This is a genomic window from Amycolatopsis rhabdoformis, from assembly GCF_035918295.1.
GTDB lineage: Bacteria > Actinomycetota > Actinomycetes > Mycobacteriales > Pseudonocardiaceae > Amycolatopsis > Amycolatopsis rhabdoformis.
Genome location: NZ_CP142149.1, coordinates 6,510,103 through 6,533,199, shown reverse-complemented (window position 1 = coordinate 6,533,199; position 23,097 = coordinate 6,510,103). Strand labels below are relative to the sequence as shown.

Genomic DNA, 23,097 nt, shown 5'->3' with positions numbered 1-23,097 from the left:
ACGGCGGCGGGCGTGAAGAATCTTGGTAAGAAAACGTGAAGTCACGCGCGCAAGACTTGTCACCGTCAACCTGGAGTGGCGGTAGGAGAAGTCGTGAAGCTCGTGAAGGTCGCTGTTCTCGCCTCGGACCCGATCACCAAGGCCGGCGCCGCGAGTCTGCTGGGCACCCGCGCGGAGCTGCAGGTCCTCCCCGAGGACTCGGCCGCGCTGGCCGACGTGGTCCTCGTGATGGAGGAGCACGTGACCGACCGCGTGCTGTCGCGGGTCAAGGAGCTGGGGCGCGAGTCCGAGCAGCTGGCCGGGCCGCACCTGGTGATCGTCGCCGACCACTTCCGCGAGAGCGACCTGATGACCGCCATCGAGTGCGGCGTCGTCGCGATCCTGCCGCGCCGCGAGACCGGTGGCGCCGAGCTGGTGGCGGCCGTGCTCGCCGCCGGTGACGGCACCGCCAGCCTGCCGCCGCGCCTGCAGGGCGCGCTGCTCGGCCAGGTGCAGCGCATGCGCCGCGACGTGCTCGAGCCCAACGGCCTCACGCTGTCCGGCCTGGCCGCCCGCGAGTGCGACGTGCTGCGGCTCGTGGCCGAGGGCTACGGCACGGAAGAGATCGCCACGAAGCTCTGCTACTCCGAGCGCACCGTGAAGAACGTGCTGTACGGCCTGATGACCCGCTGTGGTCTGAACAACCGCGCCCACGCGGTCGCCTACGCCCTGCGCGCCGGCGCCATCTGAGCCTCGGCTTTTTCCGGGCCTTCCTCCTTGGCGGGGAAGGCCCTTTTTGTGTCTCTCGGACCCGTGGTCCCGGGTCAGACGTCCAGCACGCGCAGGCAGAGGCGGCGCAGGGTGGCGCGCAGGTCGTCGTCGGTGAGGTGGTCCAGTCCTCGCAGCGCCGGGCCGAGCTCGGTGGCCGTCCAGTAGGCGGCGGTCTGGTCGGGTGTCGGATCGGCGCCGAAGAGCAGGCGCAGGCCGCGCTCGGCCTGGTCGTCGAGCGCCCGGCCGAGGCTCTCGTGTCGCCGCGCCCCCGGGTCGGTGCGGTTGAGCGGCGACACGGCGCGGTGGGCCACGACCTGCTCCACGAACCCGTCCACGAGCAGCTCGCGCCGCTGCTGTCCGGTGGGGACCTGCGCGGCCGCTTCGAGCAGCTCGTCGAACGCGGTGATGCTGCCCTGCAACAAAGCCACGAGGATGTCGGCCTTCGAGCGGAAGTAGTAGTAGACGTTGGCTTTCGTCACGCCCATGGTGTCGGCGATCAGCTGCAACGACGTCGCGTCGAACCCGTGCTCGGCGAAGAGCCGCTGCGCCGTGTCGAGCACCGTGCGCCTGGTCTTCTCGGCCTGTTCTGCCCGGGTGGGTGACACCCGGCGATGCTAACCCACCGCCGTCGTCGCCGAGGTGAGCTATAGTAGTTTCATTAGCCGATCGGCTAATGAACTTCTCGGGAGGGTGTCATGCGCGTTCTGGTGACCGGCGGAACCGGCTACGTCGGCGGCTGGTGCATCGCCGAGCTGCTGCGCCGCGGCTACGACGTGCGGACCACGGTGCGCTCGGCGGCCAAAGAGGCGGCCGTCCGCCGCGCCGTTGCCGGCGAAGTCGACCCGGGGGACCACCTGGAGGTCGTCGTCGCGGACCTGCTCGACGACACCGGCTGGCCCGAGGCGGTCGCCGGCTGCACCGCCGTGCTCCACGTCGCGTCCCCACTGGGCGGCGACGGCTCCCGCGACCCGAACGCCCTCATCGCCCCGGCCCGCGACGGCGCGCTGCGCGTGCTGAAGGCCGCGACCGCCGCCGGCGTTTCCCGAGTCGTGCTCACGTCTTCGCTGGCCGCCGCCGCACCCCCGATCGGCACCCGCAGCACACAGACCTACGACGAAACCCTGTGGACCGACACCACCGACCGCCGCCTCAACCCGTACCGCCGCTCGAAAGCCGTCGCCGAACGCGCCGCCTGGGACTTCATCGCCTCGACCGACGGCGCGACCACCCTCGCCACCGTCCTGCCGGGCGCCATCCTCGGCCCAGTCCTCGACGGCCAGCCCCTCGGCTCCGTCCAACTCATCGGCGCCCTCCTCGACGGCCGCTTCCCGGGCGTCCCCCGCCTCGGCTACAGCATCACGGACGTCCGCGACCTCGCCGACCTCCACCTCCGCGCCATGCTCGCCCCCGAAGCCGCCGGCGAACGCTTCGTCGCCGTCAGCGAGTTCCTCTGGCTCCGCGCGGCCGCCGAGGAACTCCGCGCAAAGCTGGGCCAGGACGCGGCCAAGGTCCCCACCCGGTCCCTGCCCGACTTCCTGCTGCGCGCCCTCGGCCTGATCAACGCGGAGGTCCGCGAGGTGGCCCCGGACCTCGGCCGCAAGAACGTCTACACGTCCGCCAAGGCCCAACACCTCCTCGACTGGCAACCCCGGCCCGCGGCGACCACGGTGGTGGACTGCGCGCGGAGCCTCGCGGCGATCCACTGAGGACGGTCGGTGGGTTGTAGTGCGTGGGGGTGTGGGGTTCGACGACGTGACCCCGAAGGGCCTTGGCTTCGCGCGACTGGTGGTGTGGCCGGTTGAGGGCGCGTTCCGGTAGTCGAGCGCCACGGCCCGGCGCCGGTGGAGTGTCGCGTATTGGGAGATCGGGCGCGCAGGGTGACTTGGTGAGTCGGCCTCGGTGGGGTTACCTGAACAACCTTCCGGCCTCGCGCTGCGGTGCTGCCACTGGGCGAGGGCTGCGGTGGCGATCGCGGGGTGCGTGGCGGTGATCTGGCTCCGGTGTTGGTGACCCAAGACTTTCGCGCCTCGTGTGACGGTCCTGCGCCACGGGCCGGGTGGAGCGTCCGTTTTGGGATCGAGGGCGAGGCGGTGAGCCGGCCGCGGTGGCGCGAGCCGAACAACCTTTCGGCTGCTCGCCGTAGCGCGGCCGATTGTGGCCATTCGGTGCGGCCTGCGGTGGCGATGGTGGGGGTACCGGTGAGCCGGTTCAGGTGTTGGTGACCCAGGGCGTTCTTACTCACGTTGGGGTGGCCGGGTGGGGATGTCGCGTTGCGGTCACGAGCGCGTGCAGCGTACCGGATCCCGTGCCGGCGACCGAAGAACCGAAGTCCGCATGGCCGTGGACAGGGGCGCGGGCGGCCGGGGGCGATTAGGGTGCGGATCATGGTGCTGACTGCGGTGGAGATCGCGCGCGGGGTGCGCGCTGGTGAGCTGGATCCGGTTGAGGTGACCAAAGAAGCCCTCGCGCGCATCGCGGCGGCCGATGGGGTGGTGGGTGCGTTCCGGAGGGTGCGGGCGGCCGAGGCGCTCGCGGAGGCGGCCGAGGTCGCGGCGCGCGCGGATCTGCGGGAGCTGCCGCTGGCGGGCGTGCCGGTGGCGGTGAAGGACGTGACCGAGGTCGCGGGGGAGTACGCGGGTTGGGGGTCGCTCGCGGGGCGGCAGGCGCCGTTCGCGGAGGACGGTGTGATCGCGGCGCGGCTGCGCGCGGCGGGGGCGGTGATCGTCGGGCTCACGCGGGTGCCGGAGCTGTGCCTGTACCCGATGAGCGATGACCCCACCGGCGTCTCGCGCAACCCGTGGGAGCCCGCCTACACCGCCGGCGGGTCGTCGGGCGGGAGTGCGGCCGCCGTGGCCGCGGGGCTGGTGCCGATCGCGCACGGCACGGACGGCCTCGGGTCCGTGCGCCTGCCCGCCGCCATGTGCGGGCTCGTCGGCCTCAAGCCCGGCCGCGGTGTTGTCAAGGAACCGGTCGAGGGCTGGTTCGGCATGTCCACCCACGGCCCCCTCGCCACGACCACCGCCGACGCGGCCCTGCTCATGTCCGTCCTCGGCGAAAACCCGGGCCTGGCCACGATTCCGGCGCCGTCCGCGCAACGCATCGCCTTCTCCACCCAGGTGCCCGTGACCCGCGCACCGCTACCGCGCCCGCTGGGCGACGCCGTGACGCAAGCCGCCGAGCTCCTCACGGCCGCCGGCCACACCCTCACCGAAGCCACCCCCGCCTACGGCTTCGACACGATGCTCGCCCTCGTCACCCGCTGGTTCGCCGGCCCCGCCACCCACGCCGACGCCGACTTCACCTTCCGCAACCTGCAGCCCCGCACCCGCACGCACGTCCGGCTGGGCCACCTCACGCGCCCCTTCGTCCGCGACCGCGCGCGTACCAGGTGGATCGCCCGGGCCGAAGAGTTCTTCCGCGCCCACGACGTGCTCATCACGCCGACCCTCGCGACCCTGCCCCCGAAAGCACTCCGCTGGCACCGCCGCTCCTGGCTCGCGAACGTGGTGCCGGCCGTCCGCGTCGCCGACTTCACAGGCTTCTGGAACCTCGCGGGCTACCCGGCCCTGTCCGTCCCGATCGGCCACCACCCGACGCTCGACCTCACGACCTCGGTCCAACTCGTCGCCCCACCCGGCGCAGAACCCCTCCTCCTCGCCCTGGCGGCGCAACTCGAGTCGGCCAACCCCTGGCCCCGCAGCCGCTGATCACCGTCGGCCGCCAGCGTCGCCGCGCCTCCTTGCACCAGCACCCCGCCCGTCGCGCCCCCTCGCGCGAGCAGAACCCCGCTGAGCAGAACCCCGCTGAGCAGAACCCCGCTGAGCAGAACCCCGCTGAGCAGAACCCCGCTGAGCAGAACCCCGCTGAGCAGAACCCCGCTGAGCAGAACCCCGCTGAGCAGAACCCCGCTGAGCAGAACCCCGCTGAGCAGAACCCCGCTGAGCAGAACCCCGCTGAGCAGAACCCCGCTGAGCAGAACCCCGCTGAGCAGAACCCCGCTGAGCAGAACCCCGCTGAGCAGAACCCCGCTGAGCAGAACCCCGCTGAGCAGAACCCCGCTGAGCAGAACCCCGCTGAGCAGAACCCCGCTGAGCAGAACCCCGCTGAGCAGAACCCCGCTGAGCAGAACCCCGCTGAGCAGAACCCCGCTGAGCAGAACCCCGCTGAGCAGAACCCCGCTGAGCAGAACCCCGCTGAGCAGAACCCCGCTGAGCAGAACCCCGCCCTCCCTAGGGGGGCCGTGCCCTTGTCCATTCTATCGGCGACCCCCGACAAAACGGTGGTTGCACGGAGATCTGGCCATTTCTGTGGACAGGTGTGGTGCCTGTGGACAACTGCGGCAACCCGGTTGACAAAAGACGAAGGCCGCACCCCAGAACGTGGGAGGCGGCCTTCGTCTGTGAATCGCGGGGTCAGGCGGAGGGCTTGCCTGCCGCCTGGGTGACTGGCTTGGTGGCCGAGCCGTTCTCGGCAGCGGCCGTTGTCTTCGCGCCATTGCCATTGCCATTGCCATTCGACGGCTTCGGCTGAGGCTTCACCGTCGGGGCCGGCGTGGTCGGCGAATCGACCGAGACGACCTCCGGCTTCGGCTTCGGAGTGGGAACCGGCTTCGGCGCCGGAGCGGCAGCCGGGGCAGCCAGAGCAGGAGTAGCAGCCGGGGAAGAAGGAACAGCAGAAGCAGCAGGATCATCCCCACCCACCAGCTTCGAAGCCGACGGAATCACCGACTCTGCCGGCAACGCCGCCAGCAGACTTTCACTGTTCTTCAACACCTCGTCCGCCATCGCGAGGTTCTTCCGCGCCTGCTCGCGGATCTCCGCGAGGCGCTCGACCTTGCGGGTCGCCGCGGTGGTGCGTTGGGCGGCCTGGGTGGTGGCGTCGTCGAGGCGTCGCTTGGCTTCGGTGGTGGCCTCGTCGACGCGGCGCTTGGCTTCGGCCGTCGCCTCGGCGATGCGGCGCTCGGCCTGGTTCTTGCTGGCCGTGCGCTGGTCGGCGATCAGCTTCTCGTGCGCGCTGCGCTCGGCGGTGATCTTCGAGTCGAAGTCGCGCTCGATCTTGCGGCGCTTGCGCTCGGCTTCGTTGTCGAGGAGTTCCCGGCGCTGGGCCGCCTCGACGGTGAGCCGCTGCACCTCGGCGCGCGTCTCCTGCAGCGCGGCCTCGTGCTCGGAGTGCAGGGCCTCGGCCTGCTTGTCGAGCTCCGAGACCAAGCGCGTGTAGCGCTCGCGCAGCTTCGTCGACGCCTCGGTGGACGACGCCCAGTGCTTCTCGGCCGCCACCTGCGCGCGCTTCGTGATCTCGTCGGCCCGCGCCTGCGCGAGCTGCACCGTGCGCTGCATGCGCTCGTCCAGGTCCTCGAGCCGTTCGGGCGGCTTCATGAGCTCGTCGACGCGACCCTGCAGCTTCGTCACCTCGCCGCGCGCGGCCTCGAGCTCGCGGGCGAGCGTGGAGACCTGCGACGCCGCCGCGTCCCGATCACTGAGCAGCCGGCGCAGCTGCGCCTCGATGTGATCGAGATACTGGCGCACCTCGTTGCGGTCGAAGCCGTGCCAGGCTTGGGTGTACTCGCGCCGCAGGGGCAGGAGGCCGTTGTCTCGCTCGGGAACCATGGGCCCGACCGTACCCGCGCACATTGTGTCGTCGGCGTCAGGAGTGGTGATTCACCGCCACGTGTCGGGCCCTACCTGGTGATCGTCCCCTGAACGGCCTCACCCTCGAAACGCACCGTGACTACCAGTGGAACCCGCGCGACAAACGGGCCAGCGCCATCGCCGCCCGCGACAGGTGCTTCTCGCCACGGCCGATCTTCAGCCGGCCCGAGCCGCCGGCCGCCGTCGAGTCCGGGAAGATCCGGAAACCCTGGTACGCGATCGCGTCGGTGAGGCCCGGCGCGAGCGTGTACGTGAGCCCGATGGCCTGCCCCGCCGGCGTGCCGATGTGCTTGGGCCGCTCCACGAGCGCCTTCAGCACCATGTCGGCCGCCTGCTCCGGCGACTTCGTGGGGAACGCGTCGTAGATCTTCGTCGGCCGGATCATCGGCGTGCGCACCAGCGGCATGTGGATCGTGGTGAAGGTGATCCCGTCGCCGTGCGTCTCGGTGGCGGCGATCCGCGAGAAGTAGTCGAGCGCGGCCTTCGAAGCGGCGTACGCCGAGAAGCGCGGCGCGATGCCCTGCACCCCGATCGACGACACGTTCACGATGTGCCCGAACTTCCGCTCCGACATGTGCGGCAGCACCGCGAGGATCAGCCGCACGGCGCCGAAGTAGTTGATGGCCATCGCACGCTCGTAGTCGTGCATCCGGTCGTACGACAGCTTGATCGACCGGCGGATCGAGCGCCCGGCGTTGTTCACCAGCATGTCGATCCGGCCGTGCTCGGCCAGCATCGCGTCCACGGCCTTGTGCACCGAGTCCTCGTCGGTCAGGTCCGCCGGGTACACCGACGCCGTGCCGCCGGCCGCGATGATCTCGTCGCGCACCTCTTCCAGCTCGTGCTGCCGCCGCGCCACCAGCAGCGGCACGCCACCCGCGGCCGCGACCTTCAGCGCCGTCGCGCGCCCGATGCCCGAAGACGCGCCGGTGATGATCACGCGCCGCCCGTCCAGCTCGCCGCGCGGGCCGTGCTTGCGCGCGCGGAACGGGTCGAGGTGCTCACGCCAGTAGCGCCACAGCGTGGCCGCGTAGTCGTCGAGCCGCGGCACCTCGACGCCCCGGCCCGCGAGCGCCTTGCGCGTCTCGGTCGACGCGAACACCGACGGGAACGCCATGGTCTCCAGCAGCACCGGCGGGATGCCGAGCCGCTCCATCACCGCGTCGCGCGCGATCGTGAAGCCCGGGATGTGCTCGCTGAGCTTCACCAGCCCGACGAGCCCCTTCGACACGCCCTCGCTCAGCTGCACGGTGATCGTCGGCGCCCCGGCCGACCGCGCGAAGGCGTTGTACACCGACACGACCGACTGCGGCTCGGGGTTCACGAGGTGGAAGGCGCGCCCGTCGAGACCCGGTGTGGTGACCAGTTCCAGCAGCGCCTTGGCCACGTAGTCGACCGGCACCACGTTGGTGTCGCCGAGGTCCGGCCCGACCACCGGCACGTCGGGCAGGCCGGCGAGCTTGCTGATGGCGGGGAAGAGGTAGTACGGACCGTCGATCTTGTCCATCTCGCCGGTCTCGGAGTCACCGACCACCACGGCGGGCCGGTACACGCGCCACGGCACCTCGTGCTGCTCGCGCACCAGCTTCTCGGCCTCGAACTTCGTGCGGTGGTACGGCGTGATCAGCCGCTGCCCGACGTCGAACATGTCCTCGGTGAACAGCCCCTCGTGATCACCGGCCACGGCCACCGACGACACGTGGTGCAGCGCGCCGGCGCGCAGGTCCGCGGCGAGGTCGACGACGTGCTGCGTACCGTCCACATTGGCCTTGATGCTGGTCTCGTCGTCGGCGGTGATGTCGTAGAGGGCGGCCAGGTGCACCACGTGGTCCACTCCACGCAGTTCCGAGCGGTCCTCCTCGGACACCCCCAGCATCGGCTCGCCGAGGTCACCGGTCACGAGCCGGACGCGGTCCGCGTGCGGCCACCCGTCGACCAGCTTCGCGAGCTTCTCCCGTGAAGACGCGCGCACCACGAGGGCGACGCGTTCCGCGTCCGGCCGCTTCAGCAGCAGCCGGGTGAACTGGCGGCCGATCAACCCGGTCGCGCCTGTCACCAAGAACGTCGCCATCTCCATCACCCTCCGCCGTGCACCGCTGGACCTTTGCGCATTCTGCTGCATGGAAGCCGCGCTGACCACAGCGCGCCAGGGTGATGTTACTCGCTAGTAACTTGGCGCGTGACCCGGGTACCGCAGGTGGGAGGGACTTTTTTCCGGGCCGGACGTCCCGCTGAGTGGCACGAACCTGCCGCTCGCGCACCGCTTCACCCGGCGCGAACGGTCCGTTCGTGCCACGCCAACACCACCTCAACACTGCACGCCGGTGCCTGACGCACGGGAGAAAAAGGCAGAAACCCCGGCCGGGAAACCCGCCGGGGTCGGTGAAAAAGAGGATCAGACCGGATCCGCGATCACGACCCGGTTCTCCTCGTACCCGTCCGCCCCGCCGACCCAGCGGCCGCCGCACGTCACCAGAACCACCCGGTGCGGCCCGGCCTGACCGAAGAGATCGTCGGCCCGCGCCGGGAGATCGTCCTTGTGCACGGTCACCAGCTGCGAGATCCGGTACTTCGACGTCTTCCCGGCACTGTCCACGATGGTCGCTTCGGCGCCGATGCGCTCGTTCCACAGCTCGGCGAACGGCCCCGTGGCGCCCTTCCAGTTCACGTGGCCCGCGAACACGCTCGCCCCGCTCACCGCGTCGAGCGCCGCGCCCCACCAGGCGGCCTGCCCGATGTCCGACGGCACCGGCAGCGTGTTGCCCGGCCCCAGGCCCTGGCGCACCATCGCGGCCGTGCCCCCGCCGGGCAACCGCAGCGTGCCCGGCTTCTGCGGCGCGGGCGGAGGCGGTGGCTGCTTGTGCTCGACCGGCGCGGCCGGCGGTGGCGGAGCCACCGAAGACGGCGGTGCGACGGGCGCGGAAGAAGGCGCCGAAGACGAAGGCGGCCGCAACCCCGCGAGGGCGGCGGCAGCCGGCTGCGCGCTGCCGGCCACCACCGCCATCGGGGGTGCGCTGATCACGACGGTGGCGAGCTCCACCACGAGAACACTCGCCGCGCCGAGGACGAAACCGGTGATCAACCGGCTCTTGCGTGCCATACCCGTACCGCTCCCACTACCTCCGGGACGCCCGACGAGCGGCGAACCCGACCAGACCCGAACCGACGAGCGCGAGCAGCGCGAGGCCGATCAGCCCCGGCGTGGAGAAACTCGTCTCGACGGCACCCTTCGCCATCGCCACCGGCTGGTCGCCCGCGGGGATCGCGTGCGGCACCTCGTTCGGCGTGTTGGCGACGGCGAGCGCGAGTGTGTCGCCCGGCTTCAGCGAACCGCACACCGAGGGCGGGTTCTTCGCGTCGAACGCGTTCTCGTACCCGGGCGGCGCGGCCACCTCGACGACGCAGATGTCCTGTGGTGCCAGCAGGTTGTCCACCGTCACCGCGCCGGTGGCGCCGGCGGTGGTGACCACCGCGGGCTGTCCGTCGGGGCCGGTGAGCGGCTTGCCGTCCTGCCCGGTGGCGGCGGTCTTCTTGTCCTTGGCGGTGATCCGCAGCGTCGCGCCGCCGATGCCCTTGCCGGTCTTCGCGTCGGTCTTGGTCACCTGGACCTTGCCCGGCTTCGCGACGGCCACGACACCCTCGGCGGTCAGCGTCTTCTCGCCGCCGGTGGACACCACGTTCTGGATGCCGGTGTTCACCGGGTTCTGCACGTACGGCCGGTCGGCCGGGGCCGACAGCGACGTGGCGAGCTTCGGCTGGTCACCGGTCGGCGTGAGCTTCACGGAGACGGTGCCGTCGGCGCCGGTCTTGAGCGTGGTCTCGGTCTGCGCGCCCTGCACGGTCGCGCTGCCGCCGGCCGCGTCGGACGGCTGGGCCGAAGTGTCGGTGGCGTCGCCGGTCGAGAGCGTCGCGTCGGTGGCGTCGAGCTTCACCGGCACGTCCGGCACGCCGGTGCCCTTGGCGTTCTTCACGGTGACCGTCCAGGTCGCCGCGGTGCCGAGGTGCTGGTCGTCCTTCGGCGGCGTGACCGACGCGGTCCACGGGCCGCGGTTGGCCTCGGCGTCGGCGGTGAGCTTCGCGACGTCGTTGTAGGCGGCCTCGCCGTTGCCCGGCAGGTCCTTCAGACCCTGCAGGTGCATGGCGATGTCGTAGCCGATCTTGTCCGCCGGCAGCGCCTCGTTGAGGTCGTCATGGCCGGGCCGCGGGGCCGAGGTCCACGAGTGCAACAGGTGCGCGAGCGCGGCGGCGGTGTTGGCGTCGTCGGTGTCGGCGTAGCGCAGCAGCAGGTAGGAGATGTCGGCCGCCTTGTCGGCGGGGATCTCGTCGCCCCACTTGGTGAGCAGCTTGTCGCCGGGCTTGTACTTCTCGTTCGAGTCAGGTGCCTTCAGCTGGAAGCTGACGCAGAACACCTTCTTGCCGGCGACGAGGTAGGACCCGAGCCAGTTCGGGCTGTGGTCCTTGTTGTCGAACCGCTGGCCGGGCACGAACTGCCCGACACCGTGCTGGCTCGCGGCTTCGGCGGGTGCCGAGCCGATGGCGGTGAGGGAGAGTGCGCCGAGCACGGCCGTGGCGACCAGACCGGCGGCCGCGCGCAGGCGAGCGCGCGGGCGTGAAGACCACCCCATGGTGTGTTGACTCCTTCAACAGGCTCTGCCGTGACGCCTCTGCGTCGACGCAGGTCACACGATCGAACAACTCCCCGACACGCCTTCGGTCACATTCCGAACACGCGAAGTGAAGGTTCGCGGCTGATCACCGGGATTGTCTAGGGGCCATCGGGTGACCTGCGGTGAACGGTCGTGATCTCAGTCGCATACGGTGTAGCCCGGCGCGGGTCGGATCGCCTGATCGGGCAAAAGGGTAAAGTCTCCTTTACTCGACGGTCCGGACGGGAACCCCCGAGCCCCGGTGGTCGTTGAACCCGATGCAAGGTGCCAGCAGATCCAGGAGGATCAGGTGCGTTCCAGTAGCAACCCGGCGTTCCGCAACTTGCCCCGCGGTTCGGCCGCTCAAGGGCAGTACGGGCCGAACGTCGGCTTCGATCAGCAGCCCTACGGCACAGCGCAGGGCCAGGGCGGTGTCCCCGGTTACGGTCCGGGGCAGATGGCCGCCGGATCCGCCGACCGGCCGATGACGGTCGACGACGTCGTCGTCAAGACCGGTCTCTCGCTGGGCACCGCGCTGGTGTTCGGTGTCGTCACGGCCATCTGGGCCCAGAACCAGCTCGTCACCGACGCGCTCGGCCGTGTCAGCGGCATGAGCGGTGCGCTGCTCGGTGCACTGTTCGGCGGTTTGATCGTCGGGCTCGTGCTCTCGCTCGTGATCATCTTCAAGCAGAAGGCGAGCGGCCCGCTCACGCTGGCCTACTCGGCCGCCGAGGGTATTTTCCTCGGCGCGCTCAGCGGCCTGTTCGAGCTGCTGTACCCGGGGATCGCGCTGCAGGCGCTGATCGGCACGGCGGGTGTGTTCATCGCGATGCTGGTGGTCTACAAGACCGGCGCCGTGAAGGTAACGCCGAAGCTGACCAAGTGGATCGTCGGCGCCGTCGGCGGTGTCGTGATCCTGATGGTGGTCAACCTCCTCACCGCGCTGCTCTTCGGCTTCAACCCGCTGCGCGACGGCAGCCCGATCGCGATCATCTTCAGCCTCGTGGTCATCGGCATCGCCGCGTTCAGCTTCCTGCTCGACTTCGACCAGGCCGATCGCATGATCCGGTCGGGGATGCCGGCCAAGTGGGCGTGGTTCGCGGCCTTCGGCCTCATGACCACGCTGGTGTGGCTGTACCTCGAGATCCTGCGACTGTTGTCCTACCTGCGCGACTAACGCTCGCGCAGGACTCCCGAGAAGGCGCTCCGTGTTCTTACGGGGCGCCTTTTCTGTGTACGCGTTCTGTACGCGGCGAAATAGGCGGCTTGGTGCGACGGAGCGCGTACGCAGAGTGCGTGCGCCAAGGTGAATTTCCGGTGGATCAGCGCAGGTGGAGGACTTACCGCGGGAGCGCCGAGAACGCGAAAAGCCGTCTTCATCGCGCTTCGGGCGAAATCGATGGCTTTTTGTCGGTGGCGTCCTCTAGCCTCGACGACGTCGCGCAAGGGGGACCCCGCGAGGGGCTTGCGTGGCCTTTTCGCTCTCGACGATGGGGATGGTCCACCGCATGTCCGCTCAACCGAGTCCGGCCGCGCCGGGCGCCGCCGACAAACTCGACCGCGGCGTGCTCAAGATCGCGTCGGTCGTGGTGCTGGGCGCCATCATGGCGATCCTCGACACCACGGTCGTCAACGTGGCGCTGCAGAAGCTCACGATCCAGTTCGGCACGTCGTTCGACACGATCCAGTGGGTCGCCACGGGTTACATGCTGGCGCTGGCCACGGTCATCCCGGTCACCGGCTGGGCGTCCGACCGATTCGGCACGAAAAGGCTGTACCTGCTGGCGATCGGCACGTTCCTGGTCGGGTCGATGCTCGCCGGGCTGGCGTGGAACGTCGAGTCGCTGATCATCTTCCGCGTCCTGCAGGGGCTCGGCGGCGGCATGCTGATGCCGGCCGGCATGACCATCCTCACGCGCACGGCGGGGCCACAGCGCATCGGGCGCGTGATGTCGGTGCTCGGCGTGCCGATGCTGCTGGGTCCGATCTGCGGCCCGATCCTGGGCGGCTGGCTCGTCGACTCCGTGAGCTGGCGCTGGATCTTCTACATCAACGTGCCCATCGGCATCATCGCGTTCCTGCTCGCGCTGCGGCTGCTGCCGAAGGACCAGGCGAGGAAGTCCGGCCGGTTCGACTTCGCCGGCTTGCTCATGGTGTCGCCGGGTCTCGCGGCGCTGATCTTCGGCGTCTCACGCATCCCGTCCACGGGCACGATCACCGCGGTCGAGGTGTGGCTGCCGGCGGTCGCGGGCATCGTGCTTCTGGTGAGCTTCGTGCTGCGCGCGCTGCGCGTGGCGAATCCGCTGATGGACCTGGGTCTGTTCAAGAACCGGGCGTTCTCGGTCTCGATGATCACGCTTTCCGTGTTCTGCATGGGTTTCTTCGGTGCGATGCTGCTGCTGCCCACGTACTTCACGCTGGTCCGCGGCGAGTCCGCACTGCACGCCGGCCTGCTGCTCGCGCCGCAGGGTTTCGGCGCGATGATCGCGATGCCGTTCACGGGCCGGTTGGCCGACAAGATCGCCGCGCGTCGCATCGTGCTGCCGGGTCTGGCGTTGATCGTGGTGGGCATGGTGCCGTTCACTCAGGTCACCTCGACCACCCCGTACGCCCTGCTGCTGTCGGCGGCGTTCGTGATGGGCCTCGGCATGGGCTGCACGATGATGCCGATCACCTCGGCCGCCCTGCAGACGCTGCGGTCCGAGGACATGGCCAAGGCCTCCACGACCACGAGCATCCTGCAGCAGACCTCGGGCGCCATCGGGTCCGCGGTGATGTCCATCGTCCTGGCCGCGCTCCTCGGCTCCCGCTTCGGCGTGCCAACCAGCCAGGGCCAGCTGGCGGCCACCGTGGCCACCCTGAACCCCGCCACGCACACCGCCGCGGCGGCCCTCGCCGCCGGCGCCTTCGCGACGCCGTTCCTGATCGCCACGGTGATCCTGGCGCTGTGCCTGGTGCCGGCCGCGTTCCTGCCCAACCGCCGCTTCATCCCGACGCCTCCGGTTTCCGGCGCGGACGACGCGGCCGCTCCGGTGCCGGCTGCGCCGCTGCACTGACGGGTTTCGTTCGGGGAAGGGCTGTTCACGACTTCGGTGGTGAGCGGCCCTCCGTCGTTGGCGCTGTGGGTGGGGCTGGGGTTGGGGTGCGCTTGGGCCGGTGGTGTCCGGCTGCGGGCCTCTCCTCGGGCTGGCTTCGGGGGACGCTGGGTGGTGACCGCTGCTTGCCGCCGGGAGCGACGCAGGCAGCTGGTAGCGCTTTTTCCTTGGCGGACTTGGACTCTGCACGGTGAGGGCTGCGGATCGCGGGCCTTGCGCAGCGACTCGGCGGCAGCCTTCGTTGGTCGCGCCCGGCCGAAAACAGCGGCGCCTCGGCCACTCGCGTAGTCCGGCGGCGTTGCCGGCGAACTACCTGCAGTCCGTGGGAACCTGGCTCCGCACGGCGCTTGACCGAACAGTGGCGACCGGATTGCCTCGTCCGTGCTGGCGTGCTGGCGTGCTGGCGTGCTGGCGTGCTGGCGTGCTGGCGTGCTGGCGTGCTGGCGTGCTGGCGTGCGGGAACAAGTGCCGTGTGGTGCCGCCAAACCCGTCACCACAAAGAAAAGGACCGCTCGCGATCCTCCGCGAGCGGCCCTTCACCAAACCTCAGCTACCTCAAGAAAGCCGCTCCAACACCATCGCCATTCCCTGCCCGCCACCGACGCACATGGTCTCCAGGCCGAACTGCTTGTCGTGGTGCTGCATGGAATTGATCAGCGTCGAGGTGATCCGCGCGCCGGTCATGCCGAACGGGTGGCCGACCGCGATCGCGCCGCCGTTGACGTTCAGCCGGTCGAGGTCGATGCCCAGGTCGCGGTACGACGGGATGACCTGGGCGGCGAAGGCCTCGTTGATCTCGACCAGGTCGATGTCCGAAATGGACATCCCGGCGCGCTTCAGCGCCTGCTTGGAGGCTTCCACCGGGCCGTAGCCCATGATCTCCGGCGACAACCCGGTGACGCCCGTGGACACGATGCGCGCCAGCGGGGTGAGGCCGAGTTCGCGGGCCTTGGTGTCGGACATGACGATCACGGCGGCGGCGCCGTCGTTGAGCGGGCAGCAGTTGCCGGCGGTGACGCGGCCGTCGGGGCGGAACACGGGCTTCAGGCCGGACACGCCTTCGAGCGTCACGCCGGCGCGGGGGCCGTCGTCCTTCGAGACGACGGTGCCGTCGGCGAGGGTGACCGGGGTGATGTCCTTGGCCCAGAAGCCGTCGGCGATGGCCTTCTCCGCGAGGTTCTGCGAGCGCACGCCGAACTCGTCCATGTCCTCGCGCGTGACGCCCTTGAGGCGCGCCAGGTTCTCGGCCGTCTGGCCCATGGCGATGTAGACGTCGGGCACGTTGCCGTCGGTGCGCGGGTCGGTCCAGCTGTCCGTGCCCGACGAAGCGGTCGCCACGGTGCGGGCCTCGGCGTCGGCGAAGAGCGGGTTGTGCGTGTCGGGCCAGGAGTCCGAGCTGCCCTTCGCGAAGCGCGACACGGCCTCGACGCCGGCGGAGATGAACACGTCACCCTCGCCGGCCTTGATCGCGTGCATCGCCATGCGGGTGGTCTGCAGGCTGGAGGAGCAGTAGCGCGTGATCGTGCAGCCGGGCAGGTGGTCGTACCCGAGCTCGACGGCCACCGCGCGGCCCATGTTGAAACCGGACTCGCCGCCGGGCAGGCCGCAGCCGAGCATCAGGTCGTCGATGTCGGCGGGGTCGAGCTGCGGCACCTTGTCGAGCGCCGCCCGGATCATCTGCACGGCGAGGTCGTCGGGACGCATGCTGACCAGCGAGCCCTTGCCGGCGCGGCCGATCGGGGAGCGGGCGGTGGAAACGATGACGGCTTCGGGCATGACGGGACACTTCCTCGGGTCGGCGACACAAGCTAAGCGGTTGCTCACCATACTGCCGCGTATCCGGCGTCCCGCAAAGCCGAAGGCGACGCGGACCACTATCGGGCAGCCCGGCCGGTGACAACGCGCGAACCCCGCACGCAGGAGCACTGCCGCACCGGACGATCACCCGCGCGGCCGACAAGTCGACTGCACCCGACTGAGTGGACAGCGTCGCAGGTCCAGCGTTTAGGCTGGGTCTCGCCGCCGAGATCCGGCGCCGGAAGGGCAGGAGCGCAGTCGTGGAGTACGCCGAGCACATCGTCGACCTCGTGGGGAACACCCCGCTGGTCAAGCTGAACTCCCTCACCAAGGGGCTCAAGCCGCTGGTGCTGGCGAAGGTCGAGTACGTGAACCCCGGCGGCAGCGTGAAGGACCGCATCGCCCTGCGCATGATCGAGGCCGCCGAGGCCTCGGGCGAGCTGCGGCCCGGCGGCACGATCGTGGAGCCGACGTCGGGCAACACCGGCGTGGGCCTGGCCATGGTCGCGCAACGCAAGGGGTACAAGTGCGTGTTCGTCTGCCCCGACAAGGTGAGCGAGGACAAGCGCAACGTGCTGCGCGCGTACGGCGCCCGCGTCGTCGTGTGCCCCACCGCCGTGGCGCCCGAGCACCCGGACTCCTACTACAACGTGTCCGACCGCCTCGTCCGCGAGATCGACGGCGCCTGGAAGCCCAACCAGTACGCCAACCCCGCCAACCCGGAGAGCCACTACCTCTCCACCGGTCCCGAGATCTGGCGTCAGACCGACGGCAAGATCACGCACTTCGTCGCCGGCGTCGGCACCGGCGGCACGATCTCCGGCACCGGCCGCTTCCTCAAGGAGGCGAGCGACGGGCACGTGCAGGTGATCGGCGCCGACCCCGAGGGCTCGGTCTACTCCGGCGGCAGCGGACGGCCGTACCTGGTCGAGGGCGTCGGCGAGGACTTCTGGCCCGAGACCTACGACCGCGGCATCGCCGACCGGATCATCCCGATCTCCGACGCGCACTCGTTCGACATCACCCGCCGCCTCGCGGTGGAGGAGGGCCTGCTGGTTGGCGGCTCGTGCGGCATGGCCGTGGCCGCCGCACTGCGCCTCGCCGAGGGCCTCACCGAGGACGACGTCGTGGTGGTCCTGCTGCCCGACGGCGGCCGCGGCTACCTCACCAAGGTTTTCAACGACGACTGGATGTCGTCCTACGGCTTCCTCCCGCCCGATTCCTCGGGCGCGACGGTGGGCGACGTGCTCACCAAGAAGAGCGGTTCGCTGCCCAGCCTCGTGCACTCGCACCCGAACGAGACCGTGGCCGAGGCCGTCGCGATCCTCTCGGAGTTCGGCGTGAGCCAGATGCCCGTGGTCAGCGCGGAGCCGCCGGTGATGGCCGCCGAGGTCGTGGGCGCGGTCAACGAGCGCGACCTGCTCGACGCCCTGTTCACCGGAAAGGCCCAGCTCGCCGACCGGCTCGAGACGCACATGTCGCCCCCGCTGCCCACGATCGGCGCCGGCGAACAGGTGAGCTCGGCGATGAAGGCCCTCGAAGGCGCGGACGGCGCGCTCGTGCTGATCGACGGCAAGCCCGCGGGCGTCGTCACCAGGCACGATCTGCTCGGCTTCCTCGCCGGTCGATAACTGACGATACAGCGCTGTTTGTTACCGATCCGGCCACAGCCACGGCGGGAAGGGGCGCCCGGCGAGGCACGCTTCTGTCGGGTACCCGCCTGCTTTTGGCCGAATCGGTAAATCGGCAATGCGGGTCGGGGCGTTCCAAGCGCCCTGCCCCGCTATCCGATAGCGTGGGCGCGATAGAACTTTTTCGCGTCCTCGTCAAGGGGGTTCAAGACCCACATGAGTGCTCCGCAGCCACCGAACCAGCCCGGGGACGGCGGCGAGCAGCCGCCGCAGGGCCCACCGAGTGGACCCACACCTCAGCAGGACAGTCCTTTCGGCGCGTCGGAGCCGACCCAGGTGGTCCAGCCGGGCCAGCCGTACCCGTCTGCCGCGCCTTCGGGTGAGGGCGGGCTGTTCGGCGAAGCCCCCGAGCCCACGCAGGTCGTGCGGCCCGGTGACGCGAACTCGGCCGGCGAAAGCCACTTCGGTGCCGAGTCGACGCAGCTCGTCCCGCCCGGCTCGCAGCCGCCGGCCATCCCGTACTCCCCGCCGCCGAGCGCGGCCGACAACCCCGCGGCCATGGGCGGCGGGTTCGGCCAGCCGGGCTTCGGGGGACAGCAGGGTGCGCCTTCCGCGCCCGGCGGCTTCGGCCAGCCGGGTCAGCCGGGCCAGCCGCAGGGCTTCGGTGCTCCGGGCGGGTTCGACGGGGGCCAGGGTGCCTTCGGCGCCCCGCCGCAGGGTGGCTTCGGCCAGCCGGGGCAGCCAGGTCAGCCGGGCGGTTTCGGAGCGCCGCCGGCCTTCGGCGCCGCGCCCGCCGCGTCCGGTGGCGGCAACAGCATGTACGGCATGATCGCCGGCGGCATCGTCGCGCTGCTGGGTGTGCTGTCGCTGATCTGGTCGTTCCTCTACATGGGCGACGCGAGCGACTACTCGTCGAGCATCGACCAGGGCCGCCAGGCGGTCGGTGACTCGAAGGTCGACGAGCTGCTCAGCCAGTCGGGCCTCGCCACGCCGGGCGCCATCTGGCTCTACGTGATCCTCGTCCTGGTCGGCGCGGTCATCTCCATCGCCGGCGGCGCGGGTCTCATCCTGGCCGGCCGTCTCGGCGGCGGGATCAAGAAGATCGTGCCGATCGTGACCGCCGTCGGTGGTCTGATTCTGGGCGTCTTCGGCATCCTGCTCGTGTCGGGCACCACGCCGAACCAGGAGATCCTCGACCGGGCCGGCGAGACGGGCGCCGACAGCATCGGCATGCCGGTCCTCATCTTCGGCATCCTGATCTTCATCGTCGGTCTCCTCGGCCTCATCCCGCCCACGGCCCAGTTCATCGGCCTCGGCGGTGGCACCCCCGCCGGCGGCGCCGGCTTCGGCGGCCCGGGTCAGCCGGGTGGTTTCGGCCAGCCGGGTCCGTTCGGCCAGCCGCAGCAGGGCTTCGGTCAGCCGGGCTTCGGCGGTCAGCCGGGTCAGCCCGGGCAGCCGGGCCAGCCCGGCTTCGGTGAGCAGGGCCAGCCTCCGTTCGGCCAGCCCGGCTTCGGCCAGCAGCCCGGTGCTCCCACCAGCGGCGGCTTCCCGCAGCCCGGCGGCTTCGGTCAGCCCCCGCAGCCCGGCTACGGCCAGCCCGAACAGCCCGGCAGCGGCGGCTTCCCCCAGCCGGGCCAGCCTCAGCAGCCCTACGGTCAGCCCCAGCCGGGTCAGCCGGGTCAGCCGGGTTACGGCCAGCAGCCCCCTCCGGGCTACGGCCCGCCCCCGGGTTACGGCCAGCCCGGCCAGCAGCCCCCTCCGGGTTACGGCCAGCAGCCCGGCCAGCCTCCGCAGCAGGGCTACGGCCAGCCGCCCCAGTGGTGACCAGCTGAGCTAGGACGTGACGGGCCCCTTCGGCGCACTTGCCGAAGGGGCCCTTCGCTGTCTGCTCCACTCTTTTACGGCCCATTGATGTGGCGGCACACGCCACAGATCCCTGGCCGGCTACCTGCTACGGCTGACGGATCGGCCGTCCTGTCGGATCCGCCTGCGCTGATGGACCGGCCGCAGCTCGTGAGCGTTCACTGCCTGCGCCTGACTTCCCGCACTACCGCGCGCAGCGGCGACTTCGTTGTTCCGGCGGCGTGTTCCTTGCGGCCCAACGCACCGCTGCGATCGCGAGAACACGTGCGACGGCCGAGTTCCGTTCGCCTTCCGCGGTTGGGTTCGTCGATCCAGCGCAGGCGCCGTGATCCGCCGACCGCGTTCGCCTTCGTGCTGCGTCCCGCAACCGCGTCGAGGCCTTGCGCGGGATGTCGTGACCATCCAGCCCGGTTGTGTTGCCCCGCTTCAGATCCGACTCGCGTTGAGTCCCATCGGTAGTTGTGTCGGCCGAATCTCGTTGCGGAACCCAGGAGAACCGACCACTCCACCGGTTTCCCGGCCCCGTTCCGAGAATTCACATCTTCACCACCTGCTCCGGCATCGAGGAACTGACCGATCGCCGACCACGGGACAGCACCGAACTGAGTACCGCTCGGTATTGCCACGCGCGCAACGAGGCCATCAAGCCCGGCCCACAGCCAATCCGGCCCGGCCGCCACCGCCGTCACCCACACAGCCGATCTTTGCGAAAAATTGAGAAATGCTGTTTTTCAGTAACGACCACCCCGCTGATCTTGACTCGATACGGCACCTGGGCGAAACGGGCACTCGTTCTTCATCGCTTCACCATTTCTCGTCCATGATCGCGATTTACGGGCTAGGGTGAGCCGTTCGTTTTCGCCTTCGAGCCCTGTGGAGCAGAGTTGAGCGGCCCGTACGGATCTCCAGCGCAGCAGCGGTCCGGTCCCGCGGCGGGGGAGCCGTCTCTGCGTGCGAGGCGTCCGTCGGGGGTCACGGCGGTGGTGGCCGCGCTGCTGGGGCTCGTGGCGGCTGGTGCGGCGGGTTACGTGCCGGTGACGTCGTTCATCGACATCCCTTCGGGGTTCAGCCTCGGCGACCTTCCTGTGTGGACACTCGTGGACCTCGGCGCGTACCTCGGCGCGGGGCTGTTCCTGCTCATCGGCGCGCTTGCCACGATCTTCCGCGCCACCGCGGGCGCCGTGCTGCTGATCCTCGGCGCGGTGATCGCCATCGGCGCGATCCTGCTGGAGCCCACGCTCGGCAATGGCGGTTACGCGGCCTACTTCGAGGTCGTTTTCGCGTTGGCCGGTTTCGCGGACGTCGTGCGCGCGGTGCTGGTGGTGCTCGCGCCGATCGTGCTCGTGCTGGCGGCGCTGCGTCCCACGTTCTCGTATCTCAGGTACCGGACCTACGTGCCCGGGCAGTGGTGATTTTCGCCCCGGAACCGCCTCCGGCCTGGCACGATACGGGGACATCTCCCCGCAGCCGGTGGGGGCCGGATTCCCGAGGACTTCCGTGAGCTATCCCCAGAACCCCGGCGAGGGGCAGAATCCGCAGCAGCCGTACGGGCAGAACCCGCAGCAGCAGCCCTACGGCCAGCCGTACTCCGGTCCGCAACCCGTTCCCGGCCAGCAGCCCTACGGTCAGCCTTACCCGGGGCAGCAGCCGATGCCCGGCCAGCCCTACGCGGGCGCGCAGCCCGGGCAGTACCCGCAGCAGTACGGCCAGCCGAGCCAGCCGTTCCCGGCGTATCCGGGCGGCCCGGGTGTGGTCCAGCAGACGCCGGGCGGCGGCACCGCGATCACCGCGGCCGTGCTGGCGATTCTCGGTGGTGTCGTGCAGTTGATCGCGGTGATCGGGTCGATCGTCGCGCTGACGACGTACAGCAGCGGCACCGGCGCCTTCGTCATTCCGCTGATCGTCGACGCCGTGCTGGTGGGGCTGCTGCTCTACGGCGCCATCGCGCTGATCATGCACAAGCCCGCGGGCCGGCTGTGCGTGATCATCGGCTGCGCGGTGGCGATCGTGTTCAGCGTGGTGCAGCTGATCCTCGCCCTGGCCGGCAGCGGTGGGCTCGTGGACACTTCCTCCGAGTACCTGGGCATCGGCATCGCCGGTGGCATCATCGCGCTCCTCCCGCCGGTCGCCACGCTCATCCTCGCGATCGTGAAGCCCACCCAGCGCTGGGTCGGCATCGGCGCCGCGCCGCAGCCGCAGTACCCGGGCGGTTACTCCCCGCAGCAGAACGGCCCGCAGGGCTGGTGACGGGACCGGTTCCGCCTGGCGCACCGCCGCCAGGTGGGACCGCACCGGCGCGACCAGCGGTTACCGCCGGCGGCCGGCGTGAATTCCATCCCAACTGACGGGATTGTCAGTACCGGGTCGTACCCTGGAACCATGGTCGACGACTACTCCGTGCTGGGTTTCGAAACACGCGCCATCCACGCCGGGCAGCAGCCCGATCCGCGGACGGGCGCCGTCATCGTGCCCATTTACCAGACGTCGACCTACGCGCAGGACGGCGTCGGCGGCACCCGCGAGGGTGACTACGAGTACTCGCGCACCGCGAACCCCACGCGCACCGCGCTGGAGCAGGCCCTCGCGTCGCTGGAGGGTGCTCGCCACGCGCTGGCGTTCGCGTCCGGCATGGCGGCGTCCGACGCGGTGCTGCGCACGACCCTGCGCCCCGGCGACCACCTGGTGCTGGGCAACGACGCGTACGGCGGCACGTTCCGCCTGATCGACAAGGTGCTGAGCCTCTGGGGCATCGAGCACACCGTCGCCAACCTGGCCGACGTCGACGAGGTCCGCGCCGCGCTGCGGCCCGAGACCAAGCTGATCTGGTGCGAGACCCCCACCAACCCGCTGCTCGGCATCGCCGACATCGCCGCGCTGGCGGGCGTGGCCCACGACGCGGGCGCGCGCCTGGTGGTCGACAACACCTTCGCCACCCCGTACCTGCAGACGCCGCTGGCCCTCGGCGCCGACATCGTGGTCCACTCCACGACCAAGTACCTCGGCGGCCACTCCGACGTCGTCGGCGGCGCCGTGCTCACCAACGAAGACGAGGTGCGCGAGCAGCTCTTCTACCTCCGCAACGCCGCCGGCGCCGTCCCCGGCCCCTTCGACGCGTGGCTCACGCTGCGCGGCCTGAAGACGCTGGCCCTGCGCATGGAGCGGCACAGCGACAACGCCGAGCTCATCGTGCAGACGCTCACGAAGCACCCGAAGGTCTCCCAGGTCTACTACCCGGGCCTGCCCGAGCACCCGGGCCACGAGGTCGCGGCCAAGCAGATGCGCCGCTTCGGCGGCATGGTCTCCTTCCGCCACGCCGACGGCGAGCAGGCCGCCCTGGACGTCGCGTCGCGCACCAAGCTCTTCATCCTGGCCGAATCCCTGGGCGGCATCGAGTCCCTCATCGAACACCCGGGCCGCATGACCCACGCCTCCACGGCCGGCTCCACCCTCCAGGTCCCCGCCGACCTCCTCCGCCTCTCCGTCGGCATCGAACACGGCACCGACCTGGTCGCCGACCTCACGGCGGCGCTGGGCTGAGGCTGACTTTTTTAGGGAGCCCCTGTGCCACGTTTTTGTGGTGCGGGGGTTTCTTTTTTGGTGGTGTCTCGCTGCCGTGGCCTCTCGCCGCAGCGACCTCTCGCCACGGTGGCGTCTCGCTGAGGTGGAC

The 23,097-nt window shown here is 70.3% G+C and carries 16 protein-coding genes and 1 pseudogene; 10 read left to right on the top strand and 7 right to left on the bottom strand.

The window, feature by feature from the left end; translation table 11 throughout:
• Nucleotides 1-93: 93 nt before the first annotated feature.
• A complete protein-coding gene (locus VSH64_RS29925) occupies nt 94-729 on the top strand; it encodes a helix-turn-helix transcriptional regulator (protein ID WP_326566083.1) in 636 nt (211 codons plus the stop codon).
• Nucleotides 730-803: 74 nt separating this feature from the next.
• Here the strand turns inward: VSH64_RS29925 and VSH64_RS29920 are convergent, their stop codons facing one another.
• Nucleotides 804-1,355 (bottom strand): TetR/AcrR family transcriptional regulator, encoded by a 552-nt coding sequence (locus VSH64_RS29920; RefSeq protein ID WP_326566082.1) that lies wholly within the window; start codon nt 1,353-1,355, stop codon nt 804-806.
• Between the two features lie 90 nt (nt 1,356-1,445).
• On the opposite strand from VSH64_RS29920, the gene VSH64_RS29915 reads away from it, so the two are divergent.
• Nucleotides 1,446-2,456, top strand: a complete 1,011-nt coding sequence (locus tag VSH64_RS29915) for an NAD-dependent epimerase/dehydratase family protein (protein WP_326566081.1) — start codon at nt 1,446-1,448, stop codon at nt 2,454-2,456.
• A gap of 678 nt (nt 2,457-3,134) precedes the next feature.
• The gene (locus VSH64_RS29910) at nt 3,135-4,457 is read left to right on the top strand and encodes an amidase family protein (RefSeq protein ID WP_326566080.1); all 1,323 of its coding nucleotides are present in this window, start codon (nt 3,135-3,137) and stop codon (nt 4,455-4,457) included.
• A gap of 131 nt (nt 4,458-4,588) precedes the next feature.
• Here VSH64_RS29910 and VSH64_RS48555 read toward each other — a convergent pair.
• From VSH64_RS48555 to VSH64_RS29890, 5 genes and pseudogenes are all read right to left on the bottom strand, one after another.
• Nucleotides 4,589-4,951, bottom strand: a pseudogene (locus VSH64_RS48555) (pentapeptide repeat-containing protein); the annotation flags it as partial.
• 211 nt (nt 4,952-5,162) lie between these two features.
• Nucleotides 5,163-6,356, bottom strand: coding sequence for a coiled-coil domain-containing protein (locus VSH64_RS29905; RefSeq protein WP_326838060.1), 1,194 nt, complete (start codon nt 6,354-6,356; stop codon nt 5,163-5,165).
• Between the two features lie 121 nt (nt 6,357-6,477).
• Complete coding sequence (locus tag VSH64_RS29900; protein WP_326566079.1) at nt 6,478-8,469, bottom strand: SDR family oxidoreductase; 1,992 nt, start codon at nt 8,467-8,469, stop codon at nt 6,478-6,480.
• 324 nt (nt 8,470-8,793) lie between these two features.
• Entirely contained in the window at nt 8,794-9,498 is a 705-nt protein-coding gene (locus VSH64_RS29895; RefSeq protein WP_326566078.1) for a class F sortase, read from the bottom strand.
• A 16-nt stretch (nt 9,499-9,514) separates the two neighbouring features.
• On the bottom strand, nt 9,515-11,023 hold the full coding sequence (locus tag VSH64_RS29890) for an MSCRAMM family protein (RefSeq protein ID WP_326566077.1): 1,509 nt from the start codon (nt 11,021-11,023) through the stop codon (nt 9,515-9,517).
• Nucleotides 11,024-11,354: 331 nt separating this feature from the next.
• Between VSH64_RS29890 and VSH64_RS29885 the strand changes: the two genes are divergently transcribed.
• Together VSH64_RS29885 and VSH64_RS29880 are read left to right on the top strand one after the other, a co-directional pair.
• Nucleotides 11,355-12,221, top strand: coding sequence for a Bax inhibitor-1/YccA family protein (locus VSH64_RS29885; protein ID WP_326566076.1), 867 nt, complete (start codon nt 11,355-11,357; stop codon nt 12,219-12,221).
• 331 nt (nt 12,222-12,552) lie between these two features.
• Nucleotides 12,553-14,100 carry a DHA2 family efflux MFS transporter permease subunit gene (locus VSH64_RS29880; RefSeq protein WP_326566075.1) on the top strand — a complete coding sequence of 516 codons (1,548 nt, stop codon included), beginning with the start codon at nt 12,553-12,555 and terminating at the stop codon, nt 14,098-14,100.
• 594 nt (nt 14,101-14,694) lie between these two features.
• On the opposite strand, the gene VSH64_RS29875 is transcribed toward VSH64_RS29880, so the two are convergent.
• A complete protein-coding gene (locus VSH64_RS29875; RefSeq protein ID WP_326566074.1) occupies nt 14,695-15,915 on the bottom strand; it encodes an acetyl-CoA C-acetyltransferase in 1,221 nt (406 codons plus the stop codon).
• Between the two features lie 281 nt (nt 15,916-16,196).
• Here VSH64_RS29875 and VSH64_RS29870 point away from each other — a divergent pair, with 281 nt between their 5' ends.
• The 5 genes from VSH64_RS29870 to VSH64_RS29850 all read left to right on the top strand — a co-directional run bounded on the left by VSH64_RS29870 (nt 16,197) and on the right by VSH64_RS29850 (nt 22,967).
• Nucleotides 16,197-17,567 carry a cystathionine beta-synthase gene (locus VSH64_RS29870; protein WP_326566073.1) on the top strand — a complete coding sequence of 457 codons (1,371 nt, stop codon included), beginning with the start codon at nt 16,197-16,199 and terminating at the stop codon, nt 17,565-17,567.
• A 216-nt stretch (nt 17,568-17,783) separates the two neighbouring features.
• Nucleotides 17,784-19,391, top strand: coding sequence for a hypothetical protein (locus tag VSH64_RS29865; RefSeq protein WP_326566072.1), 1,608 nt, complete (start codon nt 17,784-17,786; stop codon nt 19,389-19,391).
• Between the two features lie 1,022 nt (nt 19,392-20,413).
• A complete protein-coding gene (locus VSH64_RS29860; RefSeq protein WP_326566071.1) occupies nt 20,414-20,842 on the top strand; it encodes a hypothetical protein in 429 nt (142 codons plus the stop codon).
• A gap of 85 nt (nt 20,843-20,927) precedes the next feature.
• A complete protein-coding gene (locus VSH64_RS29855; protein WP_326566070.1) occupies nt 20,928-21,677 on the top strand; it encodes an FUSC family protein in 750 nt (249 codons plus the stop codon).
• A 132-nt stretch (nt 21,678-21,809) separates the two neighbouring features.
• Nucleotides 21,810-22,967, top strand: a complete 1,158-nt coding sequence (locus VSH64_RS29850; protein WP_326566069.1) for a cystathionine gamma-synthase — start codon at nt 21,810-21,812, stop codon at nt 22,965-22,967.
• Nucleotides 22,968-23,097: the final 130 nt, after the last annotated feature.